The organism is Nocardioides aquiterrae, from assembly GCF_039526625.1.
Lineage (GTDB): Bacteria > Actinomycetota > Actinomycetes > Propionibacteriales > Nocardioidaceae > Nocardioides > Nocardioides aquiterrae.
In genome coordinates, this window is sequence record NZ_BAAAJE010000014.1 from 26998 (window position 1) to 42298 (window position 15301).

14 protein-coding genes are annotated in these 15301 nt (G+C 75.2%); 7 read left to right on the forward strand and 7 right to left on the reverse strand.

From position 1 onward, the window contains the following. Positions 1–41: 41 nt before the first annotated feature. Positions 42–1100 (forward strand): arginase family protein, encoded by a 1059-nt coding sequence (locus tag ABD086_RS13655; protein WP_343908108.1) that lies wholly within the window; start codon positions 42–44, stop codon positions 1098–1100. Between the two features lie 49 nt (positions 1101–1149). Next, a complete protein-coding gene (locus ABD086_RS13660) occupies positions 1150–1806 on the forward strand; it encodes an SRPBCC family protein (protein ID WP_343908109.1) in 657 nt (218 codons plus the stop codon). A 23-nt stretch (positions 1807–1829) separates the two neighbouring features. On the opposite strand, the gene ABD086_RS13665 is transcribed toward ABD086_RS13660, so the two are convergent. Continuing rightward, a complete protein-coding gene (locus ABD086_RS13665) occupies positions 1830–2192 on the reverse strand; it encodes a hypothetical protein (RefSeq protein ID WP_343908110.1) in 363 nt (120 codons plus the stop codon). A 99-nt stretch (positions 2193–2291) separates the two neighbouring features. Here ABD086_RS13665 and ABD086_RS13670 point away from each other — a divergent pair, with 99 nt between their 5' ends. Together ABD086_RS13670 and ABD086_RS13675 are read left to right on the forward strand one after the other, a co-directional pair. Beyond that, the gene (locus ABD086_RS13670; protein WP_343908111.1) at positions 2292–4430 is read left to right on the forward strand and encodes an MMPL family transporter; all 2139 of its coding nucleotides are present in this window, start codon (positions 2292–2294) and stop codon (positions 4428–4430) included. Further along, entirely contained in the window at positions 4430–5140 is a 711-nt protein-coding gene (locus tag ABD086_RS13675) for a hemerythrin domain-containing protein (RefSeq protein WP_343908112.1), read from the forward strand. The genes ABD086_RS13670 and ABD086_RS13675 overlap by 1 nt, the downstream gene beginning before the upstream one ends. Before the next feature lie 7 nt (positions 5141–5147). On the opposite strand, the gene ABD086_RS13680 is transcribed toward ABD086_RS13675, so the two are convergent. Both ABD086_RS13680 and ABD086_RS13685 read right to left on the reverse strand, forming a co-directional pair. Further along, positions 5148–8534, reverse strand: a complete 3387-nt coding sequence (locus ABD086_RS13680; protein WP_343908113.1) for an ATP-binding protein — start codon at positions 8532–8534, stop codon at positions 5148–5150. Between the two features lie 19 nt (positions 8535–8553). Next, a complete protein-coding gene (locus ABD086_RS13685) occupies positions 8554–9540 on the reverse strand; it encodes a glycosyl hydrolase family 18 protein (protein WP_343908114.1) in 987 nt (328 codons plus the stop codon). 18 nt (positions 9541–9558) lie between these two features. Here ABD086_RS13685 and ABD086_RS13690 point away from each other — a divergent pair, with 18 nt between their 5' ends. Genes ABD086_RS13690 through ABD086_RS13700 form a run of 3 tightly spaced genes read left to right on the forward strand, consistent with a single transcriptional unit; the run spans position 9559 to position 11649 of the window. Beyond that, positions 9559–9987 (forward strand): NUDIX domain-containing protein, encoded by a 429-nt coding sequence (locus ABD086_RS13690; protein WP_343908115.1) that lies wholly within the window; start codon positions 9559–9561, stop codon positions 9985–9987. Continuing rightward, the gene (locus tag ABD086_RS13695) at positions 9984–10712 is read left to right on the forward strand and encodes a sulfite exporter TauE/SafE family protein (protein ID WP_343908116.1); all 729 of its coding nucleotides are present in this window, start codon (positions 9984–9986) and stop codon (positions 10710–10712) included. The genes ABD086_RS13690 and ABD086_RS13695 overlap by 4 nt, the downstream gene beginning before the upstream one ends. 7 nt (positions 10713–10719) lie before the next feature. Then, entirely contained in the window at positions 10720–11649 is a 930-nt protein-coding gene (locus ABD086_RS13700) for an SMP-30/gluconolactonase/LRE family protein (RefSeq protein ID WP_343908117.1), read from the forward strand. On the opposite strand, the gene ABD086_RS13705 is transcribed toward ABD086_RS13700, so the two are convergent. The 4 genes from ABD086_RS13705 to ABD086_RS13720 are packed head-to-tail and all read right to left on the reverse strand — an operon-like array spanning position 11646 to position 15081. Then, positions 11646–12479 carry an ERCC4 domain-containing protein gene (locus ABD086_RS13705; RefSeq protein WP_343908118.1) on the reverse strand — a complete coding sequence of 278 codons (834 nt, stop codon included), beginning with the start codon at positions 12477–12479 and terminating at the stop codon, positions 11646–11648. The genes ABD086_RS13700 and ABD086_RS13705 overlap by 4 nt on opposite strands. A 45-nt stretch (positions 12480–12524) precedes the next feature. Beyond that, entirely contained in the window at positions 12525–13889 is a 1365-nt protein-coding gene (locus ABD086_RS13710) for an FtsX-like permease family protein (RefSeq protein WP_343908119.1), read from the reverse strand. Next, positions 13886–14548 (reverse strand): ABC transporter ATP-binding protein, encoded by a 663-nt coding sequence (locus ABD086_RS13715; RefSeq protein ID WP_343908120.1) that lies wholly within the window; start codon positions 14546–14548, stop codon positions 13886–13888. The genes ABD086_RS13710 and ABD086_RS13715 overlap by 4 nt, the downstream gene beginning before the upstream one ends. Then, positions 14545–15081, reverse strand: a complete 537-nt coding sequence (locus ABD086_RS13720) for a PadR family transcriptional regulator (protein WP_343908122.1) — start codon at positions 15079–15081, stop codon at positions 14545–14547. The genes ABD086_RS13715 and ABD086_RS13720 overlap by 4 nt, the downstream gene beginning before the upstream one ends. Between the last annotated feature and the right edge of the window lie 220 nt (positions 15082–15301).

A 15301-nucleotide genomic window follows, 5' to 3' on the forward strand; every position in this document is an offset into this window, starting at 1 on the left:
CATCCTGCCCGAGCCGGCCGGGTCGGTGGGATGCTGACGCCGTGCGCATCCCCGTGGTCTGGTCGCCCGCCACCAGGCGACACGTCCCGCGGCACGAGGTGTGGGTCGGCGTGCCGACGCCGGGCACCGAGGTGCCCGAGCGGGTGGACGTGATCCTCGCGGCGCTCGACGGGCACCCGACGTACGAGGCCACCCCCCACGACGACGGCTTCCTCCGGACCGTGCACGACGGGGAGCTGCTGGACTTCCTGGCGACGGCGGCCGAGGACTGGGCGGCCGGCCCGTACCAGGAGCTGGTCGGCCAGGACCGGGTGGTGCCGTACTTCTTCCCGACCGGGGCGCTGCTCGCCGGGATGCCGCCGACGCCGGCCGCCGCGCTGCACGCCCGGGCCGGCAGCTACTGCTACGACACGATGACGCTCGTGGGCCCCGGCACCTGGGAGGCCGCCCGCGCCGCGGTCGACGTCGCCCTCACCGCGGCCGACCTGGTGCTGGCGGGGGATTGCGCGGCGTACGCGCTGTGCCGCCCGCCCGGTCACCACGTCACCTCGCACGGGTACGGCGGCTCGTGCTACCTCAACAACGCCGCCGTCGCCGCCGAGGCGCTGCTGGCGGCCGGCCACGAGAAGGTGGCGATCGTCGACGTCGACGCCCACCACGGCAACGGCACGCAGGCGGTGTTCTGGGAGCGGCCGGACGTCCGGTACGGCTCGCTGCACGTCGATCCCGCCGCCGGGTGGTTCCCCCACGTGTTCGGGCACGCGAGCGAGACCGGCGCCGGAGCGGGAGCCGGTACGACGCGCAACCTCCCGCTCCCGGAGGGCACCGGCGACGGGCCGTGGGTCGGGGCGGTCGCCGAGCTCGCGGAGTGGGTGGCCGACTGCACCGCGCTCGTCGTCTCGCTCGGGGTGGACGCCGCCGGCGACGACCCGGAGAGCCCGCTGCAGGTGACCGAGGACGGCTTCCGCGCCGCCGGGCGGGTGCTCGGCGACCTCGGCGTCCCCAGCGTGTTGGTCCAGGAGGGCGGCTACGACCTCACGAACCTGGGCCGGCTGGTCGCGGCGTACCTGGAGGGCCACGCAGGCCCCGCTGCCGACTGAGGACCAAGGCCTCTGCCGCCGGCGGCCGGGGCGGCGCGACGGTCGACGCATGAGGTGCAAGCGGTGCGCGGCCGTGGCCGCCATCGGGTTCGCGGTCGTCTACCACCGCGGCCGCACGTACGGCGCCACGCGCGCGGAGCGGCAGGCCCCGATGCCCGGCGACGACCTGGTCGACTCGCCGCAGGTGGTCGCCACCCACGCCGCGACGCTGCCGGCCCCGCCCAACCGGGTCTGGCCGTGGCTGACCCAGGTCGGGTGGCACCGGGGCGGCTGGTACACCCCGCGCTGGGTCGACGTGCTGCTCTTCCCCGACAACTGGCCGAGCGCCGACCGCCTGCTGCCGGACACCGGGCTCGCCGTCGGGGACACGATCCCGGACGGCCTGCCGGAGAGTCGGTGCTTCTTCGTGGTGCGCGAGCTGGAGGCGCCCCGGCGGATGGTGCTCGAGTCCACCACCCACCTGCCGCTGGGCTGGCGCGAGCGGCGGCGGGCTCGCCTGCACTGGACGTGGAGCTTCGTGCTCGAGCCGGTCGACCACGGCCGGCGCACCCGCCTGGTCTTCCGCTGGCGGGCCCGGACCGCGCCGTGGTGGATCACCGCCGGCGCGCACCTGCTGATCGTGCCCGCGGACCTGGTGATGAGCCGCGGCATGCTGCGCGGCCTGCGCCGGAGGGTCGCGGCGGCCCCGAGCCCGTCGCCGCGCTAGCGGAGCCGGTCCGCGTCCCGGGGTCAGCGGCGCGGCATCTCCTGGCCGTCGCACTCGAAGACCGGGTCGTCCGGGCTCGGGAAGAGCACCACGCACTCCTTGTAGACCTTGCCGTCGACCTTCCAGTCCGGCGCGCTGCCGAGCGGGGCGCCCCAGTCCTGGACCTTCACGTGGTACTTGGCGAGGACCTCGGCGCGCTTCTCGTGCTCCCACTGGCTGCTGACCCGGCCCATCAGCACCAGCGCGGCGACGAACGACGCCCCGGCCAGCACCAGCAGCAGCACGCCGAGACGCTGCCGCGAGATCACGAACGCGCCCACGGTCAGCGCGAGCAGTGCGAAGCCGGCGACGATCGCGGCGAGCAGGAGGGTCTGGGTATGGCTCATCAGCGGTGAATGTACTTCAAGCCGGTTCCCAGTCGGCCCCAAGTACCCCCGCGCAGAGTGCTCCCACCGATCACCCTCACTCTGCACAGGAGCAGCACCGTGAACCGCATCCTCTACCGCCTCGGTCGCAGCACCGCGGCGCACCCGTGGCGGACGATCTCCGCCTGGATCGCCGCCGTGGTCGTCGCCTTCGTCGCGGCCGGAGCCTTCGGGGGCACCTTCCACGACGACTACGACGTCGAGGGCGCGCGCGCCCAGGTGGGCGTCGAGCAGCTCCGGGCGCACGTCCCCGACGGCGGCGGCGCGACCGCGCAGGTCGTCGTCCACGACCGCGGGGGCGACACCCTCGACGCCACGCAGCTGACCGCGCTCGTCGAGCGGCTGCGCGGCATCGACCACGTCTCCTACGTCTACCCCCCGCGGATCTCCGCCGACGGCGACACCGCGCTGGTCGCGATGGAGTACGACGTCCCCACGACCGACGAGGACCTCGTCGGCGCGCAGGGGTACGACCCCCTGGAGGACGCGGTCGCGCCGGTGCGGGACGCCGGGCTCCAGGCCGAGCTCGGCGGGGAGCTGCCGAGCCAGACCGAGTCCACGATGAAGGGCACCGGCGAGCTCGCCGGAGTGATCGCGGCGCTGGTCATCCTGATCGTCGCGTTCGGCTCCGTCGTCGCCGCGGGCCTGCCGCTCGCGGTCGCCCTGATGGGCCTCGGCGTGGGCACGGCCGGCGTGACCCTGCTGGCCGGCGCCATGGACGTGAGCACCGCCGCCCCGACCGTCGCCACCATGGTCGGCCTCGGCGTCGGCATCGACTACGCCCTGCTGCTGGTCACCCGGCACGTCGAGTTCCTCGGCCAGGGCCTGCCCGAGCAGGAGGCCGCCGGCCGCGCGATGGCCACCGCCGGGCGCTCGGTCGTGTTCGCCTCGGTCACGGTGCTCATCTCGCTCCTGGGCCTCAAGCTCGGCGGCCTCCCGGTCTACGCGACGTTCGGCTACGCCACCGCGATCGCCGTCGTCTCCGTGCTCGCCGCCGCGCTCACCTTGGTGCCGGCGCTGTGCGGGCTGGCCGGCAACCGGCTGCTGCCGCGGCGCACCCGGAAGGGCCGGATCCGGGCCGAGAAGACCCCGCTCACCGCCCGCTGGGCGCGCCGGGTCGTCCGGCGCCCGGTGGCCGCCGCGCTCGCCGCGCTGGTGTTCCTGCTCCTGCTCGCCGCGCCGGTCCTCGGCATGCGCACCTGGCCGCAGGACGGATCCAGCGCCGGCCCGGAGACCTCCCAGCGCCAGGCCTACGACCTGATCGAGGCCGAGTACGGCGCCGGTGCCAACGGCCCGTTCACGATCGTCGTCGACACCGCGCAGGCCGACCCGGCCGCGGTCGCCGCGACCGTCGCGGCCGAGCCGGACATCGTGGGCGTCACCGACCCCGTCACCACCCCCGGCGGCGCGATCAGCGTGTTCATCGCGGAGCCGGCGTACGGCCCCACCGACGAGCGCATCGACGGCCTGGTCGCCGCGATCCGGGCCGACGTCCCGGAGGGTGTCGAGGTCACCGGCCAGACGCCGTTCTTCTCCGACATCGTCGACCTGCTCGACGCCCGCCTGTGGCTGGTCGTGAGCTTCGTCGTCGGCGTCTCGGTGCTGCTGCTGGCGATGATGTTCCGCTCGGTCGTGGTGCCGGTGAAGGCGGCGGTGATGAACCTGCTGTCGATCGCGGCGTCGTACGGCGTGCTCGTGGTGATCTTCCAGTGGGGCTGGGGCGGCAGCGCCCTCGGCGTGGACCACGCGGTGCCGGTGTCGAGCTGGATCCCGATCCTGAACTTCGCGATCCTGTTCGGCCTGTCGATGGACTACGAGGTGTTCCTGCTTTCTCGGATCCGCGAGGACTGGCTGCGCACGGGCGACGCCCGCGGCAGCGTCGAGCGCGGCCTGGCCGCGACCGGCCGGGTCATCTCGTCGGCCGCGGCGATCATGGTGGTCGTCTTCCTCGGCTTCTCGACCGAGGCGGACACCGTCGTCAAGCAGCTGGGCTTCGGCATGGCGATCGCGATCGTCCTCGACGCCACCGTGGTCCGGATGGTGCTGGTGCCCGCGACGATGGCGCTGCTCGGCAGGTGGAACTGGTGGCTGCCGGCCTGGCTGGACCGCCGGCTGCCGAGCATCGAGGCCGAGAGGCACGAGTCCGACGAGCTGTGGGCCGAGCTCGACGCCACCGAGTCCGAGGCGGTCGGGCGATGATGACGACCGCGCCGCAGGCCTGGCCCCGGCAGCTCCGGCTGCCGGGCCAGGCGGCGGCCCCCGAGGGGCCGGTCGACATGCAGACCATGTACCTGATGCACCACGCGTTCCGCCGGGACCTGGACGCCTTCGCCGACGCGGTGCGCCACACGCCCGCCGGCGACCGGCGCACGTGGCAGGCCCTCGCGGCCCGCTGGGAGCTCTTCGCGGAGGTGCTGCACAAGCACCACAGCGCCGAGGACGACCACGTCTGGCCGGCGCTGGTGCGGGTGGGGACGCCCGAGGACGTCGCGGTGCTGGACGCGATGGCGGCCGAGCACGGGGAGATCGACCCGCTGCTGGAGTCCTGCGCCGCCGGCTTCCGGCGGCTCGCGACCCGCGCCGACGAGGACGCCCGGGCCGCGCTCGCCGTCCGGGTGTGCGCGGCGCGGGAGTCGCTGCGCCGGCACCTGGCCCACGAGGAGTCCGAAGCGATCGCGATCGTCCAGCGCTTGGTCACCGCCGAGCGCTGGCACCAGATCGAGGCGGAGATCGAGAAAGGCGGCTCGCTGCGCGAGGCGGCCCGGATCGTCCCGTGGATCGGCCACGGCGTGCCCCGGGAGACCCTCGAGCGGGTCCTGGACGGCGCCCCGGCGCCGCTCAAGGTGATCTGGACGCTGACCCACCGCGGGTTCGCGCGCCGGGAGGCGCGGACGTTCCGGTACGCCTGACGTCCGGCTAGAACCCGAACTTGTCCCGCTCGCGGCGCACCAGGTCCGCCGCGAGCGGGACGTCCCAGGCGTCGCACAGCTCCAGCGCCCGGTCGGCGTGCTTGGTGGCCAGGTCGTGCTCGCCGGTCGCGTGGGCGGCCATGGCGAGGAACATGTCGATCGGCCCGATCGCGGCGCCGGAGCCGGCGCAGGCCGGGCGGCCGGCCAGCCCGATCAGCTTCTCGTACGCCGCCGCGCCGAGCTCGGCGTCGCCCAGGTAGCAGGCGGCCTCGGCGCCCATGCTCCACGCCATGGGGGAGTACCAGGTGTCGCTCTCCATGGCCAGGCGGATCTCGTCCGGGTGGGCGTCGTACCAGGCCCGGGCGGCGTCGACGGACCCGGTGCGGCACTGGATCGCGACGATGGAGGTGGCGATCGGCAGGAAGGTGTTGCCCTCCATCGCCATCATCGCGGCGGCGAGCTCCTCGTCGCGGCCCTGCCAGAGCAGCTGCATCAGCATCGCGCCGGCGACGGACTCCTCGTACCCGGTGATCGACACGACCTCACCGATGCCGACCATGTGCCCGATGATCCTCTCGACCTCGTCGAACCGGCCGCGCATCGACGACCAGGACACCTCGAGGGAGTCGAGCACGAGCTGGGCGTAGATGTGCCGAAGCCGGTCCGCCTCGGGCCGGGCCGCGGCCAGCGCCGCGTCCATGAGCGCGATCTCGCCGAGCTCGCCGGCGGCGACCGCTTGGAGCGTGAGCGCCGAGGTGAGGCTGATGTCGTCGCCGAGCTCGCGGGCGATGCCGACCGCCTCGGTGGTGAGGTCCAGCCGCCACCGCGCCGTGCCGCCGCGCCAGATCGCGATCGTCGCGTTCAGGCAGGCGCTGAGCGTCAACTCGGGGTCGCCGACCCGGCGGGCCATCGCGACCGCCTCCTCGGCCAGGGCCTCGCGCTCCTGCGGCGTCGAGCCGTAGTAGATCTCGCCGGCCAGCGCGAGCATGGTCCGGCAGCGCCGCGGGTCGTCGCCGGCCGGGAGCCGGTCGAGCGCCCGGCGCAGCGCGTCGACGACGAGCGGGTCCACCTCGGCGTGCGCGGCGGCCTGCCACAGCGCGCCGGTGCTGGTCATCACGCCCGCCAGGATCAGCAGCTCGAGGTCCCCGAGGTCGTCGGCGACCTCGACGGCCTCGTGGGTCACCCCGCGCAGCTCGATCCAGCGGCCGGCGCGGCGCAGCACGTCGGCGAGGTCGGTGAGCAGCGAGAACCGCGCGTAGTCGTCCGAGCCCGGGTCCGCGTCCTGCGCGCGCAGCGCGTGCTCGAGCATCTCCAGCGCCTCGACGTACGCGAACACCTCGGTGGCCCTGCGGGCGGCCGCCTGCGCCGCCGGCCAGGCGTCGCCGAGGTGGCGCGGCCCCGCCGCGAGCCAGTGCCGCGCGGTCTCGCTCTCGTGGCCGGGCCGGCCGTCGAGGACCGCTGCCGCCCGGGCGTGCACGCGTGCCCGGCGGGAGGCCGGCAGGCTGGCGAGCACCGTGTCGCGCACCAGCGCGTGGGTGAACCGGAACCGGTCCACGCCGTCCTCGTCGACCAGGCCCGCGGCCAGGGCGGGGTCGAGCGCGTCGAGCACGGCGTCCTCGTCGCTGCCGGCCGTGGCCGCCAGCGTGCCGAGTTCGAAGATCCGCCCGACGACGCTGGCGCACTGGAGCAGCTCCCGGGTCCCCTCCTGGAGCGTGGCGAGCCGGCGCGACAGGACCTCGTGCACGGCGGCGGGCGGCTGCGCCTCGGACAGCAGCGCGTGCAGGTCGCCGCGCTCGCGGGCCAGCCGCGCGTACTCCACCAGGAAGAACGGGTTGCCCTCGGTACGCCGGCGCAGCGCCTCGGTCTCCGCCGCGGTCGGCTCGGCCTCGGAGATCTGGCCGAACACCTGCGCCGTGGCCTCCGCCGAGATGCCGCGCAGCTGCAGCCGCAGCGCGTGCTTGCGGGCCAGCGCCTCGGCGACCTCCGCGAGCGCGCCCTCCGGCGGCGGGTGCTCGCGCCAGGTCGTGACGACGAGCAGCCGGGGGCCGGCGCCCTCGGCGACGGCGGCCTCGGTGAGCAGCCGGAGCACCCGCAGGCTGGACGTGTCGGCCCAGTGCAGGTCGTCGAGCACGAGCATCAGCGGGCCGGCCGTGGCCGCCGCGAGCACCCGCTCGACGACCGCCTCCCAGGCGCGGAACGCCGCGCCGCTGTCGTCGTCCGGGCCGCCGCTGGGCAGCTCCGAGCCGAGCCGCTCGAGCACCGTCGCCCACGGCCACAGCGCCGGAGCGCCGTCGTCCTGGGAGCACCGGCCCCAGGCGATCGTCATGCCCCGCTCGGACGCGTACGTCGCCGCCTCGATCGCCAGCCGGCTCTTGCCGATGCCGGGGTCGCCGGTGAGCGCGGCGAACGTCGGCGCGCCGCCGGCGCCCGCGACGGTGCGGTCGACGAGGCCCTGCAGCGCCGCCAGCTCGGCGTCGCGGCCGGCCAGGGACCAGCCCCAGAGCGTCGGGAAGGGCAGGGGGGAGCGCGCCTCGGCGGCCGCGGCCGGCGCCGGTGCCGGGGTCGTGGGCGTCGGTGTCGCGGAGCCGGTCTCCTGGCGCAGCACCGCGGTCTGCACGGCGCGCAGCTCCGGTCCCGGCTCCAGCCCGAGCTCCTCGTCCAGCACGTCGCGCACCTGGCGCAGCACCGCCAGCGCGTCCGCCTGGCGGCCCGAGCCCGCGAGCGCGAGCGCGCGCAACGCCCAGGCCCGCTCCCGCAGCGGGTGCTGCCGGGTCAGCGAGTCCAGCTCGGCGGCGACGGTGGCGTGCAGGCCGAGGAGGATGCCGAGCGCCGCGTGGTCCTCGCTGGCGAGCAGCCGGAGCTCCTCGAGCCGCGCCCGCTCGGCCTCTGCGGCCGGCGCGTCGCCGAGGTCGGCGTAGGGGACGCCACGCCACAGTGCGAGCGCCTCCTCGAGGGCGCGGTGCAGGGCGTCGAGGCCGCCGGCGTCCGGAGCGCCGGGCGGCAGCGCCCGACCCCGGCACAGGGCGTCGGCCAGGGGCGCCACGGCGGTGTGCGCCGAGGCGACCGCCGCCTCGAACGCCGCCGCGTCCAGGTCCTGCTCCGGCAGCCGCAGCGCGTACCCGGGCTGCTCGGTGACCAGGAGCGTGCCGCCGCCACGGGCGGTCCGGCCGGGCTCGAGCACGCGGCGCAGGCCCGCGACGTACCCCTGCATGGTCCCGGAGACGCCGGGCGGGGGACTCCCGCCCCACACGACGTCGGCGAGCGTGTCGACGGCGACCGCGCGGCCGCGGTGCAGCGCGAGCGTCGCGAGGAGCGCGCGCTGCTTCGGCCCGCCGAGGTTGACCGGACCCGAGGAGTCGGTGGCCACGGTCGTGCCGAGGACGCCGATCCGCATGGGCGCAGGCTAGTGCGGGTCAGCGCAGCGTGTCCGCCGAACCGAGGCGCCACACGGCGAGGCCGCGCACGCCGTACTCCCGGGCCAGCGCGACCCGCTTCCGGTAGGACCGGGCGTCGGACCACCAGAGCCGGGTGCCGTCGGACAGGCGGGCGGTCCACTCGCCGGGTCCCGGGCGCCAGTGCGCGGTGGCGCCGTCCTCCGCCACGAGCGCCCGGGCGCGGCGGTCGGTGACGCTGTGCCCGTGGCGGCCGGAGCCGGGCCGCGGCCAGGTGTAGCCGTAGCCGGCCACGCCGAGCTGCACCTGGTGCGCGGGTACGACGGACAGCAGCGCGTCCAGCGCGTCGCGCTGCCAGTCGAGCGCGCCGACCGGGCCGGGGCGGGACCAGGGGCCGTGCAAGTCGTAGGTCATCAGGTCGACGACGTCGACCGCGCCGGCGAGCCCGGTCAGGCGGTAGCCGCGGTCCCGGTAGGACCGCACCGAGGTCGCCGCGCTGACGTCGATCGACACCGTCCGTTCCGCGGGCATCGCGTCCTGGAGCGCGGTCACGAAGGCGACCAGGCCGTCACCGTCGGCGGCGCGCACCCGCTCGAAGTCGACATTGACGCCGTCCCAGCCCTGGTCCGCGACGAACCTGGCCAGCCGGCCCGCCACCCGGTCGATCCGGGCGTCGCTCGACAGCAGCCGGTGCAGCCGACGGGGGTCGAACCCCTCGCTGCGGTTGCTGTAGTTGCTGACCAGCAGCTCCGCGCCGAGCCCGTGCCGGTGGGCGGCGGCCAGCAGCCGCGCGTGGTCGCGGCCGGGCGCGGCCACCGCGCCGCCGGACGCGGTGATCGAGACGCCGGCGACGCTCAGCGTGGTGAGCCCGCCGGCGTTCCGCGCCACCAGCCGGTTGCTGCCGCTCTGGAGGACCCAGCCGGTGACCTCGAGGCCGTCGGGGACCCGCGCGGTCGCCGAGGTGGGCGCGAGCAGCAGCACGGACAGGGCGAGGGCCACGAGACGCATGTCGCTAGCGTGGCACGCATGCACCGCTTCGCCTGCACCCTGCTCGTCGACCGCCGCGGGTGGCTGCTGCTGCAGGAGCGCGACGAGCACCCGGTGATCGACCCGGAGAAGTGGGGCCTGGTGGGCGGGCACGTCGAGGACGGCGAGGAGTTCGAGCCCGCGGCGTACCGCGAGCTCGAGGAGGAGACCGGGCTCGACCTGGCGCCGGGGACGCTGCGGCTGTTCCGCGAGCTCGAGGTCTGGCACGAGGCGTACGGCACGCTCGACGCCACCCAGATCTGGTACGCCGGCGCCGACCTCACCGACAGCGACATCGTGGTGGGCGAGGGGCGGCAGATCGTGTTCGTCGAGCCGTCCCGGGCCCGCGACCTCCCGCTCACGGCGTCCGCGACGAGGATCGTGCCGGAGTTCCTCGACTCGGCGGAGTACCGGGAGCTCCTCGGTTGACCGGTGGCCTCGACCCGGGCGTGTTCGCGCTCGTCTTCCTCGCCGTGCTGCTCGGCTCCACCGTGCAGGCGGTGGTCGGCCTCGGCATCGGGCTGGTCGCCGCGCCGGTGATCACGCTGCTCGCGCCCCAGCTGATGCCGGGGGTGCTCATCTCCCTGGCGTTCGTGCTGCCGATCATCACGCTGGCCGAGGAGCGCCGGGACATCGACTGGCACGGGTTGAACTGGTCGCTGCCGTGGCGCGTGCTCGGCACGGCGGCCGGCGTCTGGGTGGTCGCGACGTTCACCGCCGCGCAGCTCGGCGTGTTCATCGGCGCGATCGTGCTGCTGGCCGTGCTGCTGACCTGGCACGCGGTCGAGGTGCCGGTGACCAGGGGCACGCTGGGGGTGGCGGGGTTCGTCGGGGGCGTCACCGGGACCGCGACCTCGATCGGCGGGCCGCCGTTCGCGCTGCTCTACCAGCACCGGGAGCCCCGGCAGATCCGCACCACGATGGCCGTGTACTTCCTGGTCGGCGCCGCGATCAGCCTCGTGGGGCTGGCGCTCTCCGGCGAGCTGCACCGGCACCAGGTCGCCGTCGGGGCGTTGCTGCTGCCCGCGGTCGTGCTCGGGGTGGTCGCCGGCGCGCCGCTGCGGCGGCGGCTGCCGGCCCACCGGGTGCGCGGTGCCGTGCTCCTCGTCTCCGGCGTGTCGGCGCTGGTGCTCGTGGTCCGCTCCCTGCTCTGATGGGCCCATGCGCGACCTCACCGTGATCCCCGTCCCCGGACCCGGCGCGGAGGACGTCGTCGTCGGCTCCGACGGCTCGGTCTTCACCGGCACCGAGGACGGCAGCATCTTCAAGGTCAGCCCCGACGGGCGCCGGGTCGACCGGGTCGCCCACACCGGAGGCCGGCCGCTCGGCATCGAGATCGACCCGGACGGCCGGCTGCTGGTGTGCGACGCGCACCGCGGCGTGCTGCGGGTCGACCCCGCGACCGGCGGGGTCGAGGCCGTGGCCGACCGGCTCGGGTCCGCGCCGATGATGTTCTGCAACAACGCCGCCATCGCGTCCGACGGGACCGTCTGGTTCAGCGACTCGTCGCAGCGCTACGGCATCGAGCGGTGGAAGGACGACTTCGTCCAGGACACCCGCACCGGCCGGCTCGCGCGGCTCGGCGCCGACGCTCTGTCATCAGGTGGGGGCCCCGAGGTCGTGATCGAGGGGCTGGCGTTCGCGAACGGCGTCGCCCTGGCCGCCGACGAGTCGTACGTCGCGGTCGCCGAGACCGGCGCGCGCACCGTCGTCCGGTGGTGGCTGACCGGGCCGCAGGCGGGCACCCGCGACTTCCTGGCCGACGACCTGCCGGGCTACCCCGACAACATCGCGCGGGGGAGCGACGGGCTGATCTGGGTCTCGATCGCCAGCCCGCGCGACCCGGTCGTCGAGCGCCTCCAGCGCGCGCCGCGGCCGCTGCGGAAGGCGGTCACCAGGATCCCCGAGCCACTCCAGCCGAAGCCCAAGCGCACCGTCCGCGCGCAGGCGTACGACGACGCCGGGACCCTCGTGCACGACGTCGACCTGCCGGGCACGTCGTACCACATGGTCACCGGCGTCCGGGAGCACGACGGGCGGCTCTGGTTGGGCAGCCTGCACGAGTCCGCGATCGCGGTCGTGGACCTCTAGCCCGTCTCGACGACCTCGCCGGTGAGGCCGTCGACCAGCCGGGCACCGACCCCGGCCGCGCGCAGGGCACGCAGTGCGATCGAGCGCCGGTCGAACGACTGGGCCTCCGTGCCGCCGTCGGGCTCGGCGAGGATCCAGCGCCGGGTCGGTCGCGCCCCGCGCGTGGGACGATCGGGTTCCGGCTCGCGGTCGACAGGTGCGACGTACTCGCCGCGCAGGGCGTCGGCGATCCGAGCCGCTCGCACCCGCCCGATGCCGGGATGGCTCCGCAGCCCGTCGGGAGCGGCCGCGGCCACCGCCGCCACGCTGCCGTAGGCCGCGAGCAGGCTGCGGGCCATCGCCGGGCTGATGCCCGGCACGACCGACAGCATCACCTCGGCCTGGGCCGACGGGTGCCGAGGAGCCCGCCGCGGACCCTCAGTGCGGGTGGTCGGCGCAGCGCGCCGGGCCCGCTTGGCGAGCCGGAGGATCCAGGCCGCGCTGTCCTCGGCGTCGAGGCTGTGCAGCACGGTGAACCCGTCCTCGACCAACCGGCACACCGCACCGCGCCACGCGTCCTCGGCGATCCAGCGCGGCTCGCCCTCGATGAGGAGGACCGCCTGGGGGAAGGCCGACTGCAGGCGCACCGCCTGGTCGAAGATGCGCCCGTCGCGGATCGACGCCCCCAGGTCGGCGGGACCCTTGCGCTCGACCGCCAGCCCGGGCCCGAGGACGTAGTCGCCCACCGGCAGGTCCGTCATCTGCACGTCGAGGCCGGCAGCGGCCAGCGCCTCCGGGATGGCGCTACCCCGCTCGCGGTGGTCGACCAGCACCGGACCGATCTCGACCACGCCCTGACGTACCCGCGCGAGGGCGCGGGCTAACGAGGCCTCGTGTCACGCCGTGCGCAGGTTCGCGGGGTCCGCCGCCTTGCGGATCCAGGGCCCGGTGATCAGGACGGCGAGCCGGACCGCGGACCACACCAGTCCGGCCACCGCGCCGAGCGCCAGAGCGGTGGCGACGGCCCACGGGAGCCCGAGCCCGGCGAGCGGGATCCCGATCAGGAGGGATCCGAGCAGCGTGCCGCCGAGGGCCATGGGCATCGCCACGAGGCCGACCTCGGCGCGCTGGCTCTGCGCGAGGAGGCCGGTGGTGCCACCGAGCGCCGCGAGCGAGGCGACGGAGCGCTTGCGGTCGAGGAGGGACTCGACGGAGTGGATGGCGAGTGAGCCGATCACCGCGAGCAGCGCGAGCAGGAGCCCGACCCCGACGAGTCCGATGGCGACCAGGTAGTACGCCCGGTCGCCCGGCTCCTGGGTCTCCAGGATGTCCGCGGCCATGGCTGCGGCACCGCCTGCCACGAGCCCGATGGCGCCGACGGCGGCAGCCGCCCGGCCGGCGGGCCGGGGGTCGCCGGCGAGCCGCCGCGCGGCCAACAGCACGGGGGCCGTCCGTGCGCGGCGGGCCGTGCGTCCGACGACGTACGCCGTCCACGGGGCCAGGCTGATCAGCCCGACGACGAGCAGCGCGATCGACGCCAAGGGGGCGAGCAGGTCGACGAGCTCGGAGGTCCCGAAGAGGACGAGCGCGCTCACGCCGAACCCGATGCCCGCCACGACGAGGAGCAGGCCCCAGGGTCGGGGCGGGTTGGAGCTCGTGCGCCGGGCGATGCCCAGTGGCGAGACGACGACACCGCGGTTGGCGGCCGTGCCCACGATGACCCCCAGAACGGTCACCACCAGCACCGTCAGCAGGACCTGCCACCACGCGGGCGCGACGCTCGTCGGGACGAACCCCGCCAGCGAGCCGTGCCTCGTGACGCCCGGCTCACAGCAGCCGGCATCCACCGGGGCTCCGCCGAAGACTCCACGCATCAGCCGGTAGACGCCGTAGCCCGCCACCGCGCCCGCGAAGGTGGGCAGACCCACCTCGAGGGCACCCAGCCGGCGTACGTCGCCCGGCGTCGCGCCGGCGAGGCGGAGCGCGGCGAGACGACGTTCCCGGGCGGACGTGCCCAGGCGCACGGCCTGGAAGAGGAGCAGCAGCGCGGGGAGCGCCAGCAGGAACACGGCGAAGGCGAAGCCACTGCGGGTCCCGGCGTCGGCCACGACGCTGTACAGGGCCTCCTGGGGATACTCGGGGAGCAGGAGCATCGCCTGCCCGACCAGCAGCAGCCCGCCGACGACCGCGGTGCATGCCGCCAGCAGGACGGCGCGACCACGACCCCCGACGACGGTCAGGTGCCACGCGAGCCGGATCACGCGATCATCCCGTCGACCAGCCGGATCTCGCGGTCCGCCCGGGCGGCGACCCGGTTGTCGTGGGTGACGACGACGACTGCGGCTTCGGCCTCCTTGGCGGCGTCGTGGAGGGCGACGAGGAGCGCTTCCCCGGAGACCGTGTCGAGTGCGCCGGTCGGCTCGTCGGCGAAGACGATGCGAGGGGAGGTCACGAGCGCGCGGGCGAGGGCGACGCGCTGCGCTTCGCCTCCGGAGAGCTCGCCCGGCAGGGCCGCCGCGACGTCGGAGGCACCGAGGCGCTCCAGCCAGCCACGCGCGAGACGGTCGGCCGACGTGCGGTCGTGACGCTCGAGCATGAGGGGGAGGGCGACGTTCTGGAGCGCGGTCAGCTCGGGCACGAGCTGTCCGAACTGGAGCACGACGCCGAACTCACGACGCCGCAGCCGCGTCCGTGCCGTCTCGGACAGGTCGTCGAGGCGGCTGCCGGCGTATCGGATCTCACCCGCCTCCGGGCGCAGGATGCCGGCGAGGGAGAGCAGCAGCGTGGACTTGCCGCTCCCCGACGGCCCGGTGATCGCCACGCGCTCCCCGGCAGCGAGGCCGAAGCTGACGCCGCGCAGCGCCTCGGTGCGTCCGTAGGCCTTGCGGAGGCCGTGGGCCTCCATCAGCAGGTCACTCATGACGGGTCCCCCTTGCGGGTCGTGGTGGTCTGCGCGATGCGGGCTGCGGCGGCCTCGAGCCAGCGCAGGTCGGCGTCGAGGTGGAAGACGGCGTGGTCGATGGCCGAGCGCCCGGCGGGGTCGGTCGTCGCGTCCTGGATCGCGAGCAGCTCGCGCATGCGGGCCAGGTGCACCTCGCGCTGGCGCTCCAGGTAGCCGCGTGCGTCGGCTCCGAGGCGGAGAGCGGTCACCGCCTTCCGGACCAGGTCGTCGGCCGCATAGGGGCCGGCGCTCTCGGCCTCGGAGAGCCAGCGCTCGAGCTCGGCCTGTCCCGCGGGGGTCAGGGCGTAGACCGTGCGCTCGGGGCCACTCTCCTGGACGGTCTCGGCGACTTCGGCCAGGCCGTCGCGCTCGAGCCGCTGGAGAGCTGCATAGACCTGGCCGTAGGCCAGCTCCTTGGCGCCCGGGAACCGGGCGTCGTGCTCGCGCTTGAGGTCGTATCCATGTGCTGGCCCGGCCGCGAGGACGCCGAGGAGGACATGAGAGATGCTCACGCGGTCACTATACACACAATGAATACACTGAGTGAATAGTTCAACTCCGGTGGGCAGCTGACGCCGTTCTCGACCACATCGACGGGCGTGGAGGGCGAAGATTGCGCGGCCGCGAGGCGGAAAGCGACCGCAACCACCTGCCCACCGTCCCCGTTCGCCGCCATGTCGGTCGCAACCCCCGCGGACCGCGAGGAGCTGACGGTCGAGAGCGCCGCGCCGA